Annotated in this window: 15 protein-coding genes; 10 read left to right on the forward strand and 5 right to left on the reverse strand. The window is 71.5% G+C overall.

From position 1 onward, the window contains the following. Positions 1-90: 90 nt before the first annotated feature. Positions 91-918, reverse strand: coding sequence for a PKD domain-containing protein (locus QYM41_RS08950; protein WP_368799400.1), 828 nt, complete (start codon positions 916-918; stop codon positions 91-93). A 251-nt stretch (positions 919-1169) separates the two neighbouring features. Further along, entirely contained in the window at positions 1170-1844 is a 675-nt protein-coding gene (locus QYM41_RS08955; protein WP_368799401.1) for a DUF6318 family protein, read from the reverse strand. Positions 1845-2068: 224 nt separating this feature from the next. Between QYM41_RS08955 and QYM41_RS08960 the strand changes: the two genes are divergently transcribed. The 5 genes from QYM41_RS08960 to QYM41_RS08980 are packed head-to-tail and all read left to right on the forward strand — an operon-like array spanning position 2069 to position 7917. Then, positions 2069-2773 carry an NUDIX hydrolase gene (locus QYM41_RS08960; protein ID WP_368799402.1) on the forward strand — a complete coding sequence of 235 codons (705 nt, stop codon included), beginning with the start codon at positions 2069-2071 and terminating at the stop codon, positions 2771-2773. Continuing rightward, the gene (nadA, locus tag QYM41_RS08965) at positions 2770-4065 is read left to right on the forward strand and encodes a quinolinate synthase NadA (RefSeq protein WP_368799403.1); all 1296 of its coding nucleotides are present in this window, start codon (positions 2770-2772) and stop codon (positions 4063-4065) included. Before QYM41_RS08960 ends, nadA begins: the two co-directional genes overlap by 4 nt. Then, positions 4062-5840, forward strand: a complete 1779-nt coding sequence (locus tag QYM41_RS08970; protein WP_368799404.1) for an L-aspartate oxidase — start codon at positions 4062-4064, stop codon at positions 5838-5840. Before nadA ends, QYM41_RS08970 begins: the two co-directional genes overlap by 4 nt. Continuing rightward, a complete protein-coding gene (gene nadC / locus QYM41_RS08975; RefSeq protein WP_368799405.1) occupies positions 5834-6745 on the forward strand; it encodes a carboxylating nicotinate-nucleotide diphosphorylase in 912 nt (303 codons plus the stop codon). The genes QYM41_RS08970 and nadC overlap by 7 nt, the downstream gene beginning before the upstream one ends. Next, complete coding sequence (locus tag QYM41_RS08980; RefSeq protein ID WP_438612570.1) at positions 6742-7917, forward strand: cysteine desulfurase family protein; 1176 nt, start codon at positions 6742-6744, stop codon at positions 7915-7917. The genes nadC and QYM41_RS08980 overlap by 4 nt, the downstream gene beginning before the upstream one ends. A gap of 6 nt (positions 7918-7923) precedes the next feature. Here the strand turns inward: QYM41_RS08980 and QYM41_RS08985 are convergent, their stop codons facing one another. Both QYM41_RS08985 and menE read right to left on the reverse strand, forming a co-directional pair. After that, positions 7924-8460 carry a hypothetical protein gene (locus QYM41_RS08985; protein WP_368799406.1) on the reverse strand — a complete coding sequence of 179 codons (537 nt, stop codon included), beginning with the start codon at positions 8458-8460 and terminating at the stop codon, positions 7924-7926. A gap of 162 nt (positions 8461-8622) precedes the next feature. Beyond that, positions 8623-10140, reverse strand: coding sequence for an o-succinylbenzoate--CoA ligase (menE, locus tag QYM41_RS08990; RefSeq protein ID WP_368799407.1), 1518 nt, complete (start codon positions 10138-10140; stop codon positions 8623-8625). Between the two features lie 302 nt (positions 10141-10442). On the opposite strand from menE, the gene QYM41_RS08995 reads away from it, so the two are divergent. Next, positions 10443-11780, forward strand: a complete 1338-nt coding sequence (locus QYM41_RS08995) for an MFS transporter (RefSeq protein ID WP_368799408.1) — start codon at positions 10443-10445, stop codon at positions 11778-11780. A gap of 75 nt (positions 11781-11855) precedes the next feature. On the opposite strand, the gene QYM41_RS09000 is transcribed toward QYM41_RS08995, so the two are convergent. Beyond that, positions 11856-12314: a MarR family winged helix-turn-helix transcriptional regulator gene (locus QYM41_RS09000; protein WP_368799409.1), complete on the reverse strand. Its 459-nt coding sequence runs from the start codon at positions 12312-12314 to the stop codon at positions 11856-11858. A 182-nt stretch (positions 12315-12496) separates the two neighbouring features. Between QYM41_RS09000 and QYM41_RS09005 the strand changes: the two genes are divergently transcribed. From QYM41_RS09005 to QYM41_RS09020, 4 genes are read left to right on the forward strand one after another with little or no spacing between them, the layout of a single operon-like run. Next, positions 12497-13468, forward strand: coding sequence for an SDR family NAD(P)-dependent oxidoreductase (locus QYM41_RS09005; protein WP_368799410.1), 972 nt, complete (start codon positions 12497-12499; stop codon positions 13466-13468). An 11-nt stretch (positions 13469-13479) separates the two neighbouring features. Further along, positions 13480-14373 (forward strand): amidohydrolase family protein, encoded by an 894-nt coding sequence (locus QYM41_RS09010; protein ID WP_368799411.1) that lies wholly within the window; start codon positions 13480-13482, stop codon positions 14371-14373. Further along, positions 14370-15593, forward strand: a complete 1224-nt coding sequence (locus QYM41_RS09015) for an acyl-CoA dehydrogenase family protein (protein WP_368799412.1) — start codon at positions 14370-14372, stop codon at positions 15591-15593. Before QYM41_RS09010 ends, QYM41_RS09015 begins: the two co-directional genes overlap by 4 nt. A 44-nt stretch (positions 15594-15637) precedes the next feature. Then, a complete protein-coding gene (locus tag QYM41_RS09020) occupies positions 15638-16114 on the forward strand; it encodes a MaoC family dehydratase (protein WP_368799413.1) in 477 nt (158 codons plus the stop codon). Positions 16115-16231 lie beyond the last annotated feature (117 nt).

A 16231-nucleotide genomic window follows, 5' to 3' on the forward strand; every position in this document is an offset into this window, starting at 1 on the left:
GGACCGCCGACCGGACCTCCACGGACCGGGAAGACCGTTGTGCATCGATCATCCCACCAGGATCCGACGACGTACCGGCCTCAGCGAGGATCAGCAGCCCGCGCCCCGCGGGTTCTCGAGGCAGTCGTCCGCGTAGTTGCGCACCGTGGCGCGCCAGACGCTGATGGGCACGGGCGCGCTCGCCACGTCGTTGAGCCCCGCGACGGGCAGCCACGGACCACCCGCGACGGAGTACTCACCGGCGAACCAGGTGGTGAGCGAGACGGCGTAGTCGCCGGTCTCGGTGTAGACGTGGCTGGTGTCGGTCGGCACGTCCCACGCCCCCTCCTCGAGCGGGGCGCCGCTGAGTTCGGTGGGCCCGAGCCCGGTCCCGTCGCCGTAGTTCCACGCGTACTGGACCGGGACGGCGCGCACCTGCACGGGGAACCCACCCAGCTCGGTGCTGAACTGCTGGGGCCTGGCGTCCGCCCAGACATTGGTGTGCATGCCCCGCAGCGTGTCGGGCGCGGGCTGGACCGCGCTCGCCGCGGGCGCGACGGCGAGCGTTTTGAAGTCCTGCAGGGTGAAGGTCGGCAGCTCCACGACCTCCTCGCCGCCCTCTGCCTCGGCGACCGCCACGCACATCGGCTCGCCCCAGGGCGTGCTGGGGCCCTCCCCCTGCCGCACGACGACGTTGAGGTAGGCGCCCTCACCGCCGTCGGCCGTGGTGCACTCCCGCTCGGCCAGACAGTCCTCCAGCGCGCCGCCGGTCCGGTTGGTGCAGGGGTTCTGCAGGCCGAAGGTCTGCGACTTCGACCGCGCGATCGCGTCCGGGTTGAACGGCCGGTCGATGCCCTGGTCGTCCAGGTACTGGCGGAGGGCCTTCTGGAAGACGGGGTCCTCGTCCGGGTCGTAGTCGGTTGGGACTGCAGCATCCACCCCCGGCGGCGCACTCATTGAGCCAGGGATAGGAATAGCTGTATTCCTACGCTCAGCTTTTAATTGGATTTTATTTCCCTTTGCGTAAGCTGACGATGGCGCCCCTGCGCTCACCCGCCTCTCCCTCTCGAGCCCTCCCCCGAGTTTGGTCGGATCAAAGTCATCGCTATTGGAATTTGCGGCAGCTGAAGTGAATGCCGGCAATATCAGTGCTTGCGCAATAATCGAAACTGCGATTGACCTCCGCAAGCTCACCGCTGCTCCGATCCCGGGAGCGGAGCAGCGGTGATGTAAACCCAATCTCCGGCAGCATAGTCCATGTAAACGAGAAAGCTATCGCTTGAACTTCCGTCGGGATTTTCCGCATGGACCAATTCCCGGGAGTCAATTATTTGGATTCCCTCGTAAGTTGAGGTAACAACTGGCTTGTAGATCCCATCAACAGCTCTTACAAATTCGTTGTCACGAAGAGAGATAGATTCTCGACTGCCAACTGCCCAAGCCCCCGCATCATAAAGCTTTTCAATTTCATCCAACTCACCCATGCATACTTCGCAGTGTGGGCTTATGATCTCCCGCGCATATGACGTATCGCCCGTCTGGTAGGCGTACCACTTTGCGTCGGACCAGTAGTCGAGGAACGCCTGCGCCCCCTCCCGGGACTCCTCCTTCGCCAGGGCCGGCATGACAGGCTTCGGCACGTTCTGGGCGGGACCGTCGAGGGAGGCCGGCACGTAGTCGGCGGGAGTGACGTCCGGAGCCGGCTCGGCCGAGGTCGCCGGCGTCGTCGATGTCGACGTCGCCGAGGTCGTGGCGCCGGAAGGTGACGCCGCGGCGCCGTCGTCGCCGGGGGCGCACCCCGTGAGGAGCAGCGCCGCCAGGACGAGGCCTCCGCCCACCGCGCCGACTGGGTTGGACCGGACCATGAAGTTCCCCGATTCGCTCTGCCACGGCCGGACGGGCCGGCTGGATGGGTCAGATGGTAAGCGCGGAGCGTCACGCGGGGACAACCCCTGTGGATCCGCGGAAAGCCGCGTTTTCATGGGGCCTGGTCAGCGGCAACGTGGTCACGACTTCGTTAATGTCATGATGACCCGAACGGTGTTATAGTCACTTCAACCTGAAGAACTGGACGCCGAGGGAGGTGACGATGACCGGACAGGACGTGGCGCTCGCCGTGTCGACCGTCATCTTCGCCGCCCGGGACACCGGCCCCGACGGCCGCAAGGAGCTCTGGCTCCCTCTCGTCCGCCGGATCCGCGATCCCTTCCGCGGCATGTGGGCCCTGCCCGGCGGACCGCTGCAGCCCCACGAGGACCTCGAGTCCTCCGCCGCCCGCTCGCTGCAGCTCACCACCGGACTGCAGCCCGGATACCTCGAACAGCTCTATGCCTTCGGCGGGCTCACCCGCTCCGCCAATGCCGAGGAACGCGTCGTCTCGATCGTCTACTGGGCCTCCATCCGCGCCGATCAGGCCTCCGACCTGCACGCCGACCTCAACGTCACGTGGATGCGCACCACCGAGCTGCCGCCCCTCGCCTTCGACCACAGCGACATCGTGGACTACGCCCTCTACCGCCTGCGCAACAAGATCACCTACAGCCGCGTGGCGCACTCCTTCCTCGGCGAGACCTTCACCCTCGCCGCCCTGCGCGAGGTGCACGAGGCGATCCTCGGTGCCCCCCTGGACCCGGCCAACTTCCGGCGCCAGGTGCTCGCGTCCGGCGCCGTCCTCGACACCGGCACCCGCCTGGAGGGCACCCGGCACCGCCCGCCCCGGCTCTACCGCTACAACACCGACCTCGACCTCGCCGACCGCGCCCCGGCCGGCCGCACCACCCAGGAGCAGACATGACCTCTGTCGCCACCCGCATCGACCTGCTGGCCGAGAAGCCGGCCGAGCTGCCGGGCACCGCCCCGGCCACCAGCACCTGCAGCACCGACCTCGCGGCGAGCCCGTGGGACTTCGCGCCCCCGGTGGCCGCCGGCTACGGCCCCGGCGCCTCCGAGGCCGACGTGGTGCCCGCCGGCTCCCCCGCCCAGCCCGTGATCCCGGAGGAGTACCAGCGCGCCTCCGCCGAGGAGCTGGAGCGGCGGATCACCGCCGCCAAGCAGGCCCTGGGCGAGCGCGTGGTGGTGCTCGGCCACTTCTACCAGCGGGACGAGATCGTCCAGCACGCCGACTTCCTGGGCGACTCCTTCCAGCTGGCCCGCGCCGCGAAGTCCAAGCCGGAGGCCGAGGCCATCGTCTTCTGCGGCGTGCACTTCATGGCCGAGACCGCCGACATCCTCTCCGGCGACCACCAGTCCGTGATCCTGCCGAACCTCGCCGCCGGCTGCTCCATGGCGGACATGGCCGACGAGGACTCCGTCGAGGAGGCGTGGGAGCAGCTCATGGACGTCCTCGGGGAGACCGCTGAGGACGGCCGGCAGACCGTGATCCCCGTGACGTACATGAACTCCTCCGCCGCGCTCAAGGCCTTCTGCGGCCGGCACGGGGGCATCGTGTGCACCTCCTCCAACGCCGCGACCGTCCTGGAGTGGGCGTTCGAGCGCGGGCAGCGAGTCCTGTTCTTCCCCGACCAGCACCTGGGCCGCAACACCGCCAAGGCCATGGGGATCCCGCTCGAGCAGATGCCCATGTGGAACCCCCACAAGGACCTCGGCGGCAACACCGCGCAGGACCTGCAGGACGCCAAGGTCGTCCTGTGGCACGGCTTCTGCTCCGTGCACCGCCGCTTCACGGTGGCCCAGATCGAGAAGGCTCGCGCCGAGCACCCCGGCGTGCGGGTGATCGTGCACCCCGAGTGCCCCATGCCCGTGGTCGACGCCGCCGACGAGAACGGCTCCACCGACCACATCCGCAAGGCCGTCGAGGCCGCCGAGCCCGGCAGCACCTTCGCGATCGGCACCGAGATCAACATGGTCAACCGGCTCGCCGACGAGCACCCCGAGCACACGATCTTCTGCCTCGACCCCGTCATCTGCCCGTGCTCCACGATGTACCGGATCCACCCCGGCTACCTCGCGTGGGTGCTCGAGGAGCTCGTGGCCGGCCGCGTGATCAACCGGATCACCGTGGACCCCGACACCGCCCGGGACGCCGAGGTGGCGCTCGAGCGGATGCTGGCGGCGCTGCCGCGGTGAGCACGCAGCCGGCACCGCGCGTGCTCGTGGTGGGCACCGGCATCGCCGGTCTCACCGCGGCCCTGGGCGCCATCCGCCACGGGCTCGACGTCACGCTGCTGAGCAAGGACGCCCTCGACGAGACCAGCACCGACCGCGCCCAGGGCGGGATCGCCGCCATGACGGCCGCGCTCCCGGCCGGCCAGCCGCACGACTCCGAGGAGCTGCACGTCCAGGACACCCTCGCCGCCGGAGCCGGGACGTGCGACGACGGCGCCGTGCGCGCCCTCGTGCGCGACTCGGCCGCAGCGATCGACGAGCTCGTGGCGCGGGGCGTCGGCTTCGACCGCGAGGCCGGAGCGGACTCTCCCTGGCTCGAGGGCCTCGAGGGCGCCCACTCCGTGCCCCGGATCCTGCACGCCGGCGGCGACGCGACCGGCCACGAGATCCAGCGCGCCCTCCTCGCCACCGCGCTGGCGGCCGAGGCGTCCGGGCACCTGCGGATCTCCCGGCACACCATGCTGGTCGACCTCGTGCTCGGTCCCTGGGGTCGGGTCGCCGGCGCCCTCGTGCTGACAGGTGACGGCGACCGGCTCCGCCGGCTGTCCGTCGACGCCGTGGTGCTCGCCACCGGCGGGGCCGGTCAGCTCTACCCGCACACCACCAACCCGGCCGTGGCCACCGGCGACGGCGTCGCGGCGGCCCTGCGCGCCGGCGCCGCCGTGGCCGACCTGGAGTTCGTGCAGTTCCACCCGACGGCGCTGGCGGCCACGGGCTGCTTCCTGGTCTCCGAGGCCGTCCGCGGCGAGGGCGCGGTCCTGCGGGACGCCACGGGCCGGCGCTACCTCCAGGACGTGCACCCCCGCGCGGAGCTCGCACCCCGGGACGTCGTGGCCCGCGAGAACGTCCGGCGCTCCCTGGACCAGGGCGGCCTGCCCGTCCTGCTCGACTGCACCCGCCTGGCGCCGCCCGGTCCCGGTCCGCACAGCAGCGGCACGACCGCCGAGTTCCTCGCCCGGCGCTTCCCCACCATCGACGCCGCCCTGCGCGCGCACGGGATCGACTGGTCCCGCGAGCCGGTCCCGGTCACCCCGGCCGCCCACTACCTCATGGGCGGCGTGGCCACCGACGGCCTCGGCCGCACGAGCCTGCCGGGGCTGTACGCCGTGGGCGAGTGCGCCTCCACGGGCGTGCACGGCGCCAACCGGCTGGCCTCCAACTCGCTGCTGGAGGGAGCGGTCTTCGGGACCCGGGTGGCGGACGCGCTGCGGGCCGACATTCTGCGGGCTCGCACTCTGCGCGCCGGCGCGGCGGGGGCCGGAACGCCGGGGACCGACATGCCGCGGGCCGACCGCGCCGGCGACGACGCCCCGGCCCGCCTCGTCCTGCCCGGCCGGACCGAGGTCCTGCCGGCACAGGAGAGCACCGTGCCGTTCGACCGCGCGCAGTTCCAGCAGGCCATGTGGACCGGCGCCGGCGTCCTGCGCGACCGCGCGCGGCTCGAGGCGCTGGCCCGGCGGCTGGCCGCCTTCCGCCCGCCCTCCGGCCTCTCCCGCCGTGCGGTCGAGGACCGGAACCTGCTGACCGTGGGGCGCGCCGTGGCCGCCGCCGCCCTGCACCGCGCCGAGTCCCGCGGGGCCCACTTCCGGGAGGACTTCCCCGTCCCCGATCCCGCCCGCGCCCGGCGCACGTTCTGGCGCCTGGACCCGGCGTCCAGCGCCCCGCTCATTGTCTTCACCAGTAAACATGTCGCTGAGGACATATTCGAGACCCCCGAGAGGATCCCCGCATGCTGACCCGAGCCGCCATCACCGAGGTCGTGGAGCGAGGGCTCGCCGAGGACGCCCCCTGGGGCGACATCACCTCCGAGCACCTCATCCCCGCCGGAGCCACCGCCCGGGCCGAGCTCGTGGCGCGCGAGGCCGGCGTCTTCTCCGGCGGCCAGGTCTTCGCCGCGACGTTCGCCGCCGCGGACCCCGCCGTGGCCGTCGAGCTGGTCTCCGCGGACGGCGACCGCTTCGGGCCCGGGGACACCCTGGCCGTGGTGACCGGTCCCGCCCGGGCCGTGCTCACCGGCGAGCGCGTGGCCCTGAACCTCACCCAGCGGATGTGCGGGATCGCCACCCTGACCGCCCGCTACGTCGCCGCCGTCGAGGAGACGGTCGCCCGCGTGGAGCAGGCCGCGAACCTCCCCGCCGGCACCATCACCCGGACCCGGGTGGCCGACACGCGCAAGACCACCCCCGGGCTGCGGGCGCTCGAGAAGCACGCCGTGCTCAGCGGGGGCGGGCACAACCACCGGCACTCCCTCTCGGACGCCGTGATGGCCAAGGACAACCACCTCGCCCTGCTCACGGCCGACGGCACCGATCTGGCCGGCGCCCTCCGGCAGCTGCGCCGTCGCCTCCCCCACACGGTGCACCTCGAGGTGGAGGTGGACCGCCTCGACCAGATCGAGGCGGTGCTGGCCGGAGGCGCGGACACGATCCTGCTGGACAACTTCTCGGTGGACGACCTCGTGACCGGCGTGGCGATCATCGACGACCGGGCGACCGTCGAGGCCTCGGGCGGCGTGAGCCTGGAGACCGTCGGGGAGATCGCCGCCACCGGGGTGGACGTGATCTCGGTGGGCGCGCTCACCCACTCCGCCCGCAACCTGGACCTGGGTCTCGACATCGCGCTCGGCGTCCGGACGGGATGACGGTGCTGTACCTCGACTCGGCCGCGACCACCCCGCTCCGCAGGGAGGTCCTGGAGGCCATGTGGCCCTACCTCACCCAGGAGTTCGGCAACGCCTCGAGCCACCACGAGACCGGGCGGCGGGCGCTGGCCGGGCTCGAGCAGGCCCGCGGGACGGTGGCGCAGGTGCTCGGCTGCCGGCCCGCCGAGATCGTGTTCACCTCCGGCGGGACCGAGGCGGACAACCTGGCCGTCAAGGGCATCGCCCTGGGCCGCCGGGACCGGGACCCCGCGCGCACGCACGTGGTGACGAGCGCGGTCGAGCACCACGCCGTGCTCGGCTCGGCCCGGGACCTGGCCCGCTGGGACGGGTTCGAGCTCACGGAGCTGGGCGTGTCCGCCGAGGGCCTCGTGGACCCCGCCGCCCTGGAGGGGGCTGTTCGCGCGGGCACCGCGGTGGTATCCGTGATGCATGCGAACAACGAGACGGGTGCGGTCCAGGCGATCGCCGAACTGGCTGCGGTGGCTCGGGCGCGGGACGTCCCGTTCCATACGGATGCGGTCCAGGCGGCCGGGGCGCTGGAACTGGACGTACAAGCGCTCGACGTGGCGGCGCTGAGCCTCGCCGGGCACAAGATCGGCGGCCCCAAGGGCGTGGGCGTGCTCTTCCTGCGCCGGGGGACCCCGTTGCGACCGCTGCTGAGCGGCGGCGGGCACGAGCGGGGCCGGCGCTCCGGGACCTCGGACGTGGCCGGGGCGGTCGGCTTCGCCACGGCCCTGCGGCTCGCGGCGGAGGAGCGCCCGGACCGGTCCGGGCGGCTCGCTGAACTGCGGGACCGGCTGATCCACGGGATCCTGTCCGCGGTCCCCTCGGCGGTGCTGACCGGCCCGGACCCCCGGGAGCGGCCGGCGGCGCGGCTCCCCGGCAACGCCTCATTCTGCTTCCCGGGCGTCAACGGCGAGACGGTGCTGGTGGACCTGGAGGCGCGCGGGCTGCTCGTCTCCTCGGGCTCGGCCTGCTCGGCGGGGGACACCGAGCCCTCCCACGTGCTGACCGCGATGGGCCTCCCGCCGGAGGTCGCCACCACCGCGGTCCGGTTCACGCTGTCCGCGGAGATCACCCCGGAGCAGGTGGACGGGATCGTGGCGGCGACCCGGGACGTCGTCGAGCGCCTGGTGGCGCCGCACGGCTGAGCGCGGTCAGCCGGCCGGGACCGGGTGCTGCACCCCGTCGTGCACGACCGCCAGGACAGGTTCGCCCGGGGTGTCCACGGAGCGGGAGCTCTCCGGCGCGAGGATCCACGAGGGGTCGGGGCAGGAGTGGGGCGCGGGCCCGTCCGGCACGGCGCTCGAGGCGCCCCGGCCGTCGAAGCCCTCCAGGCGGAAGCCGACGACCGTCCGCCACAGCGCACGCGGGGAGCTCGCGATCCCGCGGGTCTCGGTGACGACCAGGTCCGTGCGCTGTGCCACGACCTCCTCGGTCCCCGACCGGACGCACTCCCACGAGATCGTGGTGACCGAGGTGGTCTCGGCCACGAACCGGAGGGAGGCCGCATTGGCCTGCAGCGTCGCCTCGTCCCAGCCGAGCACGGTCATGACGTCGGAACCGGTCACGAACCCGGTGCCGTCCTCGTGGAGCTGCGTGGTCGCCCAGGCCGGTGCCACCAGACCGATCGACACCCCCGCCGCCGCGAGAGCCGCCAGTACCACGAAGAGCTTGTGCATGTGCTTCCCCATCTCCCTGTCCCCCGGCGCCGGGGACGAGATCCCGGCGTCGTTTTTTCGAACGTTAATGCAGGTGGGAGAGGGGATCCAGCCGCGTGACCGTTCTGTGACCCTGCTCCGACCTGCGGCGACACATGACTGGCCGGAGCGCGCGACGCCGGGTCGCCCAGCGCCTCAGCCGGCGACCTGCTCGCGCAGCACGTTCTTGCGGATCTTGCCGGACGCGGTCCGCGGCATCTCGTCCACCACGCTCAGCGTCTTGGGCACCTTGTAGCGGGCCAGGCGGCCGGCCAGGTGCTCCTCGATGGTGCGCGCGGTGACCTCCCGGCCCTCCCGGGGGACGACGACGGCGTGCGGCACCTCACCCCACTTCTCGTCGGGCACGCCGATGACCGCCACGGCGGCCACCTCCGGCAGCTCGAGGATGACCGACTCGACCTCCGCCGGATAGATGTTCTCCCCGCCGGAGATGATCATGTCCTTGATCCGGTCCGCGACGAACAGGTAGCCGTCCTCGTCCAGGTAGCCCAGGTCCCCGGAGTGGAACCACTCCCCGTCGAAGGAGTCGGCCGCGTCGGGACGGTTCCAGTACTCCCGGATGACATTGGGGCCCGAGAGCAGGATCTCCCCCGCCTCCCCCGGCCCCACGGGCTCCCCCGCCGCATCCACGATGCGCACGTCGGAGAAGAAGTGCGGCAGCCCCGAGGAGCCCGCCTTCTCCCGGGACTTCGCCGCCGGCAGGTTGGTGGCGCCCGGGGAGGTCTCCGTCATGCCGTAGCTGGCCGTGAAGGCCAGCCCCCGGTCCTCATAGGCCTCCAGGACCCGCATCGGCACCGCGGAGCCGCCGCAGGTGAGCTTGCGCAGGGAGGAGAGGTCCGTGGAGTCCCAGTCCGGGTGCTCGCACAGCAGCTGGTAGGTGGTCGGCACCCCCGACAGCCAGGTGACGCGGTGGGCCTCGATGAGCTCCAGCACCCGCCCGGGCACGAACTTGGACTCGAGCACCAGCGTGGCGCCCTTGAGCAGCGTGGGCAGCACCCCCATCCCGAGCGAGGCCACGTGGAACATCGGAGAGATCATGAGCGAGACGTCGTCGGCCGCCACATCGTAGTCGACCAGGACGTTGACGCAGTTCCAGGTGAAGTTGCCGTGGGTCAGGCAGGCCCCCTTGGGCCGGCCGGTGGTGCCGGAGGTGTAGAGGATCACGGCGAGGTCGTCCAGCTCGACCGGGACGTCCTCCGTCCAGGGCTCGGCGCCCGCGATCACCGTCTCGAGAGCCGTGATCCCCTCCGCACCCTCCTCGCCCACGACCCAGCGGGTGACGTCCGTGAGCCCCCGGGCGGCCGGGCCGGCCAGTCCCGTCAGCGCCGCGTCGTGGATCAGCGCCGAGACGCCCGCGTCCTCGAGCTGGTAGCGGATCTCCGGGACCGCCAGGCGCGTGTTGAGGGGCACGAGGACCGCACCCAGGGCCCCCGCCGCGAACATCGTCTCGAGGAAGGCCGGGCTGTTCTCCCCGAGGAAGGCCACCCGGTCCCCGGGCCCCACGCCCTGCCCGGAGAGGGCCGTCGCCAGCCGCCGGGACCGGTCGTGGAGCTCCCGGTAGGTCAGCGTGCGCTCGCCGTGGACCACCGCCGTCCGGGGCCCGGACTTCTCGAGCCTCCGGACGAGCCAGGATCCCAGTCCCTGATTTCGCATGCGAGCGTCTCCTCAAGCAGTCGGCAAAGGCAATAGTTGAAAAAGTCCACTATTTGATCCCAGCGTAGAGAGATCTGGATCACGTTGTCCAGACCCCGCGCACTCGGATCCCCCGCTCCTGCCCCAGATGGACAATTTCCTCAATGGTTGACACTTTCAATTGATTGCTGTTCCAATGGGTCCACTGTGAGCCGGCCCACACGCGCCCCGGGTCCCCGGGAGCCGCGGCCGGCCCCCTCCGCGGCACCGGCGACCGAACCGGTGCCGCACCCACTCTTTCCACCCCAGAGCAAGGAACCGCCATGTCAGCAGCACCGGACACCCTGGCGTCCCTGGACGCCCGCGCCCGGAACACAGAGGCGCGCAAGGTCATCTTCTCGAGCTACCTCGGCTCCACCATCGAGTTCTACGACTTCCTGCTCTACGCCTCGGCCTCCGCTCTGGTCTTCCCCTTCGTCTTCTTCACCGACCTCGACCCCCTGGCCGGCACGATCGCGGCGTACGGCACCTTCGCGGCGGGCTATCTGGCCCGGCCCCTCGGCGGGGCGATCTTCGGCCACTTCGGCGACCGCCTGGGCCGCAAGAAGATGCTCATCATCTCGATGCTGATCATGGGCATCGCCTCGACGCTCATCGGCCTCATCCCCAGCGCCGCCGTCATCGGCTCCTGGGGCGCGGTCATCCTGATCCTCCTGCGGGTGTGCCAGGGCATCGCCGTGGGCGGCGAGTGGGGCGGAGCCGCCCTGATGGCCCTGGAGCACTCCGCCAAGGGCAAGCGCGGCTTCGCCGCCTCCTTCACCAACGCCGGCGCCCCGACCGGCGCCGCACTGGGCACCTTCGTCCTGGGCCTGTTCGCCGCCATGCCGGAGGAGCAGTTCCTCGCCTGGGGCTGGCGCGTCCCGTTCCTGCTCTCCGTGCTGCTGCTGGGCGTGGGCGTCTTCGTGCGCGCCCAGGTGTCCGAGAGCCCGATCTTCCAGGCCGCCCTGGCCAAGGAGGCCGCCGAGGGACCGGCCGTCAAGCGCACGGTGCCCCTCGTGGCGGTGCTGCGGCGCCCCCGCGCGCTCCTCTACACGATGCTGGCGGGGGCCTCCGGCTTCGCCCTGCAGGTCTTCCTCGCCACCTTCGCGGTCGCCTACGCCGTGCAGAGCGGCGCCGACCGGCAGCCGGTGCTCTACGCCTTCGCCCTCGCCTCGGTGCTCAGCGTGTTCTTCGTGGTCGGCATGGGACGCCTGTCCGACCGGCTGGGCCGGCGCCCGGTCATGGTCGTGGGGCTGGTGCTGTTCATCGCCCTGATCTTCCCGATGTTCTCGTGGCTGGCCACCGGCAACGTGCTGCTGATCTTCGCGACCTTCACCATCGGACTGGCCTGCCACGCAGCGATCTACGGACCGCTGGCGGCCTTCATCTCCGAGCAGTTCGGCACGTCCGCCCGCTACACCGGCGCCTCGCTCGGCTACCAGTTCGCCACTCTGATCGGGGCCGGCTTCACCCCGTCGATCCTCGCCTCGATCTACGCGTCCTCCGGGCAGTCCATCGCCCCGGTGGTCTGGTACCTGGCCGGCATGGCCGTGGTGAGCACGGTGTTCATCCTGCTCACCCGCGAGTCCAAGGACTTCGACCTGGAGACCCACGAGCACTGACCCGCACCACCGCACGCACCGCGGCCCCCGCCTGACGTCAGGCGGGGGCCGCGGTGCCTGCGGTGGCACCGGTGCTCAGAAGGCCACCTTCCGCAGCAGCCGGGAGAGCTCCTCCCGCTCCCCCGGGGAGAGCGGGGACAGCGACTCCGCGGTGGAGGTCTCCACCAGGGCCCTGGCCCGCGCGTACAGCTCCCTGCCGGGCTCGGTGGGCGCGATGATCTTCGACCGGCGGTCCCGCGGGTCGGTCCGGCGCTCCACCGCACCGCGCCGCTCCAGATCGTCGAGAATGGCCACGATCTGGCTGGGGTCCAGCACCAGGAACTGGCTCAGCTCGCGCTGGGTCAGCTGCTCCTCGCCGCAGGCGAGCGCCAGGACCGAGTAGTGGCGCACCTTCAGGTCCAGCTCCGCCAGGCGCCTGTTGGCCGCCGAGGACCCCGTCGAGGCCGCGCGGGCCATCAGGAAGACCGGCTCCGCCGTCAGCTCGGCCTCGAGGAGGCGTTCGAGACCGGTGGACGGGTCGGTGGGCGTGCTCATGGTGTCCCTCCTGGGGCCGGGGACCCCAGTCTACGGAATCCGTGCACCCAGCATAGATGGAGTTTCTTAACCATTGACATTTTCAACGAATAGCGGTGGAATGGACCCGAACCCAGAGCAGTGACGGGCGTCACCCGCCCACCGCTCCCCGAGCGAAGATCCGTCAGCGAAGGAGCCGACCCATGGCACAGGACAGCACCACCACCCCGAGCACCGCCCCCCTCGCCGGCAAGGTCGCCGTCGTCACCGGCTCCGGCCAGGGCCTGGGCCTGGCCTACGCCCAGGAGCTCGCCCGCCAGGGCGCGGCCGTGGTGATCAACGACGTCGACGCGGCGATCGCCGAGAAGGCCGTCGCCTCCATCACCGAGGCCGGCGGGCAGGCCGTGGCCGTCGTCGCGCCCGTGGGCTCCACCGAGACCGCCACCGCCCTCGTCAACGGCGCCGTGGAGGCCTTCGGCCGCCTCGACGTCCTGGTCGCCAACGCGGGCGTGCTGCGCGACAAGTCCCTGCTGAAGATGACCGACGAGGACTTCGACCTGGTCATCCAGGTGCACCTGCGCGGCACCTTCACCTGCGCCCGCGAGGCCTACCGGCACTTCAAGGAGAACGGGGTGCCCGGGCGGATCATCACCATCGGCTCCCCCACCGGCCAGTACGGCAACTTCGGCCAGACCAACTACGCCGCCGCCAAGGCGGGCATCGTGGGCATGGTCCGCACCTGGGCCCTGGAGATGAAGAAGGCCGGCGTCACCGCCAACGCCGTCATCCCCGTGGCCGCCACCGCCATGACCGAGACCATCCCGTTCTTCCGCTCCGCCGTCGAGGCCGACCGCCGCGGCGAGCCCATGCCGGACTTCTTCCGCAAGGACCTCGGCTTCGGCAACGCCGCCGACGTCGCCGGGCTGATCGCCTGGCTCGCCTCCGACGACGCCGCCGGGGTCACCGGCCAGGCCATCGGCGCCGGCGGCGACCGCCTCCAGGTCTTCAGCCACCCCGCGCCCGTGGTCACCGAGTACCGCGACGGCGGCTGGACCTTCGAGGCCCTGCGCGAGCAGTTCCCCGCGATCCTCGAGGGCAGCCTGCAGCCGGTCGGCGAGACCCTGCCCCCGCTGCCGGAGGAGCTCAAGCCCGAGTCCGCGACCCAGCAGTCCTAGGAGGCACCGGCATGCGCTACGAGTACGGTCTCGACCTCGCGTCCCTGGACGCGATCGACATGCACGTGCACATCGAGTGCTCCGACCACGGGCACCCGTCCCTGCCCCCGGCCCTGACCGAGGCCTCCGCGAAGTACTTCAAGGCCGAGGACCGCTCCCCGTCCCTGGACACCATCGCCGAGCGCTACCGGCAGTGGCGGATGGCCGCCGTCGTCTTCACCGTGGACGCGACCACGGCGCTGGGCCACGAGCCGAACTCCATCGAGGAGATCGCCGAGGGCGCCGCCCGCAACAACGACGTGCTGATCCCCTTCGGCTCCGTGGACCCGCTGCAGGGCTCCGCTGCGGTGGAGCGGGCGAAGAAGCTCGTCGAGGAGCACGGGGTGAAGGGCTTCAAGTTCCACCCGTCCCTGCAGGGCTTCGACCCCTCCGACGAGCGCTTCTATCCGCTGTATGCGGCGATCCAGGACCTGGGCGTCCCCGCCCTGTTCCACACCGGGCAGAACGGCATGGGCGCCGGGCTGCCCGGGGGCGGCGGGATCAAGCTGGCCTACTCCAACCCGCTGCTGCTGGACGCCGTGGCCGCGGACTTCCCCGAGCTGCAGGTCATCATGGCCCACCCCTCGGTGCCGTGGCAGGAGGAGGCCAACTCCATCGCCACCCACAAGGCCAACGTGTGGATCGACCTCTCCGGGTGGTCGCCCAAGTACTTCCCCGAGTCCCTCGTCAAGGCCTCCAACCGGATGCTGCAGGACAAGGTGCTCTTCGGCACCGACTACCCGCTGATCACCCCGCAGAAGTGGCTCGGCGCCTTCGAGCAGCAGTCCTTCACCGACGAGGTCCGCCCCAAGATCCTCAAGGACAACGCCGTGCGCCTGCTGGGCCTGGACGGGCCGCGGGCATGAGCGCGCCCACGGAGCCGGCCGCCGAGGGCGCGGCCGCCACGACCGGACGGCTGTACCCGGACTGCGACCCGTACGGGGTCGAGGACCGGCTGACCGAGGCCGAGAAGGCCCCTCTGCGCCGGCTGCGGCGGGTGCTCGAGGACGAGGTCCGGCCGCTGCTGGCCGAGTACTGGGAGGCCGGGGAGTTCCCCTACCAGATCGTCCCCTCCCTGCACGCCCTCGACCTCATGACCCCGCCCGAGCTCACCGCCGGCGGTGCGCAGCCCCGGTCCCTGTACCACGGCTTCCGGATCTTCGAGCTCGCCCGCACCGACGCCTCGATCGCCACCTTCTACACCGCCCAGGCCGGGCTCTTCCGCACGGCCTGCCGCGTGGGCGGCACCCCCGAGCAGTTCGCGCAGTGGGACCCGCGGATCACGTCCTTCGAGATGACGGGCGTGTTCTGCCTGACCGAGCCCGAGCACGGCTCCGACATCGCCGGCGGGCTGGCCACCACGGCCCGCCGCGAGGGCGACGAGTGGGTGCTCCACGGCGCCAAGCGCTGGATCGGCGGCGCGGTCACGGCCGACCTGCTCGCCGTGTTCGCCCGCGACGAGGCCGACGGCCAGGTCAAGGGCTTCCTGGTGGACCGTCAGGCCCCGGGCGTGCGGCTGGAGAAGATCACCGGCAAGACGTCCCTGCGGATGATGCAGAACGCCGACATCCACCTCGACGGCGCACGGGTGCCCGAGCCGATGCGGCTGGGGAACGTGAACTCCTTCAAGGACGTCGCCGCGATGCTGCGCGCCATGCGCTCCGACGTCGCCTGGATCGCCACCGGCGTCCAGGCCGGCGCCTACGAGGCCGCGCTGGCCTACGTGCGCGAGCGCGAGCAGTTCGGCCGCCCGATCGGCAGCTTCCAGCTCGTCCAGGAGAAGCTGGCCCGGATGCTCGGCAACGTCACCGCGTCCCTGAGCATGGTCGCCGGTCTCGCCGAACGGCAGCAGGACGGCGTCTACCGGGACGAGGACTCCGCCCTGGCCAAGATGTGGATCAGCCTGCACATGCGCGAGACCGTCGCACTGGCCCGCGAGCTCGTCGGCGGCAACGGCATCACCCTGGCCCACGACGTCGCCCGCTTCCACGCCGACGCCGAGGCCGTCTACTCCTACGAGGGCACCCACGAGATCAACGCGCTCGTGGTCGGCCGGTCGCTCACCGGCCGCAGCGCCTTCGCCTGAGCCGACCGGCACCCACCACCACGGACACCACCACGGAGGACACCATGACCGATGCACAGACCCAGCCCCAGACCGTCGTCGGCTTCGAGGAGGTCAAGGACCTCGTCGGGAAGAACCTGGGCCACTCCGCCTGGCGGGAGATCACCCAGGAGCAGGTGAACACGTTCGCCGACGCCACCGACGACCACCAGTGGATCCACGTGGACCCCGAGCGCGCGAAGGAGGGACCCTTCGGCGCCCCCATCGCCCACGGCTTCCTGACCCTGTCCCTGCTCATCCCGATGTGGTCCGAGCTCTTCGACGTCACCGGCGTGAAGACCAAGGTCAACTACGGGCTCGACAAGGTCCGCTTCACCTCTCCCGTCACGGTCGGCTCGCGGATCCGGATGACCGTGACCATCACCGACGTCCAGGAGGTCAAGGGCAACGGCCTGCACCTGGTGGCCGACGGCACGATCGAGATCGAGGGCGAGGAGCGGCCCGCCGTGGTCGCCACCTTCCTCAACCGCTTCTACGCCTGAGCGCACCGGGTTCCCGCCAGGGTTCCCGACCACGACGGCCCGGGTGACCACGCCCTTCCGTGGTCGCCCGGGCCGTCGTCGTCCGCCGTCGTCGTCGTCCGCCGTCGTCGTCCGTCG

It is taken from the genome of Kocuria oxytropis (assembly GCF_040981195.1).
GTDB lineage: Bacteria > Actinomycetota > Actinomycetes > Actinomycetales > Micrococcaceae > Kocuria > Kocuria oxytropis.

What these genes read in the sequence shown, in the direction of transcription:
- QYM41_RS08955 (WP_368799401.1), bottom strand. Translation starts at nt 1,844, where the DNA reads ATGGTCCGGTCCAACCCAGTCGGCGCGGTGGGCGGAGGCCTCGTCCTG.
- QYM41_RS08960 (WP_368799402.1), top strand. Translation starts at nt 2,069, where the DNA reads ATGACCGGACAGGACGTGGCGCTCGCCGTGTCGACCGTCATCTTCGCC.
- nadA (WP_368799403.1), top strand. Translation starts at nt 2,770, where the DNA reads ATGACCTCTGTCGCCACCCGCATCGACCTGCTGGCCGAGAAGCCGGCC.
- nadC (WP_368799405.1), top strand. Translation starts at nt 5,834, where the DNA reads ATGCTGACCCGAGCCGCCATCACCGAGGTCGTGGAGCGAGGGCTCGCC.
- QYM41_RS08980 (WP_438612570.1), top strand. Translation starts at nt 6,742, where the DNA reads ATGACGGTGCTGTACCTCGACTCGGCCGCGACCACCCCGCTCCGCAGG.
- QYM41_RS08985 (WP_368799406.1), bottom strand. Translation starts at nt 8,460, where the DNA reads ATGGGGAAGCACATGCACAAGCTCTTCGTGGTACTGGCGGCTCTCGCG.
- menE (WP_368799407.1), bottom strand. Translation starts at nt 10,140, where the DNA reads ATGCGAAATCAGGGACTGGGATCCTGGCTCGTCCGGAGGCTCGAGAAG.
- QYM41_RS08995 (WP_368799408.1), top strand. Translation starts at nt 10,443, where the DNA reads ATGTCAGCAGCACCGGACACCCTGGCGTCCCTGGACGCCCGCGCCCGG.
- QYM41_RS09000 (WP_368799409.1), bottom strand. Translation starts at nt 12,314, where the DNA reads ATGAGCACGCCCACCGACCCGTCCACCGGTCTCGAACGCCTCCTCGAG.
- QYM41_RS09005 (WP_368799410.1), top strand. Translation starts at nt 12,497, where the DNA reads ATGGCACAGGACAGCACCACCACCCCGAGCACCGCCCCCCTCGCCGGC.
- QYM41_RS09010 (WP_368799411.1), top strand. Translation starts at nt 13,480, where the DNA reads ATGCGCTACGAGTACGGTCTCGACCTCGCGTCCCTGGACGCGATCGAC.
- QYM41_RS09015 (WP_368799412.1), top strand. Translation starts at nt 14,370, where the DNA reads ATGAGCGCGCCCACGGAGCCGGCCGCCGAGGGCGCGGCCGCCACGACC.
- QYM41_RS09020 (WP_368799413.1), top strand. Translation starts at nt 15,638, where the DNA reads ATGACCGATGCACAGACCCAGCCCCAGACCGTCGTCGGCTTCGAGGAG.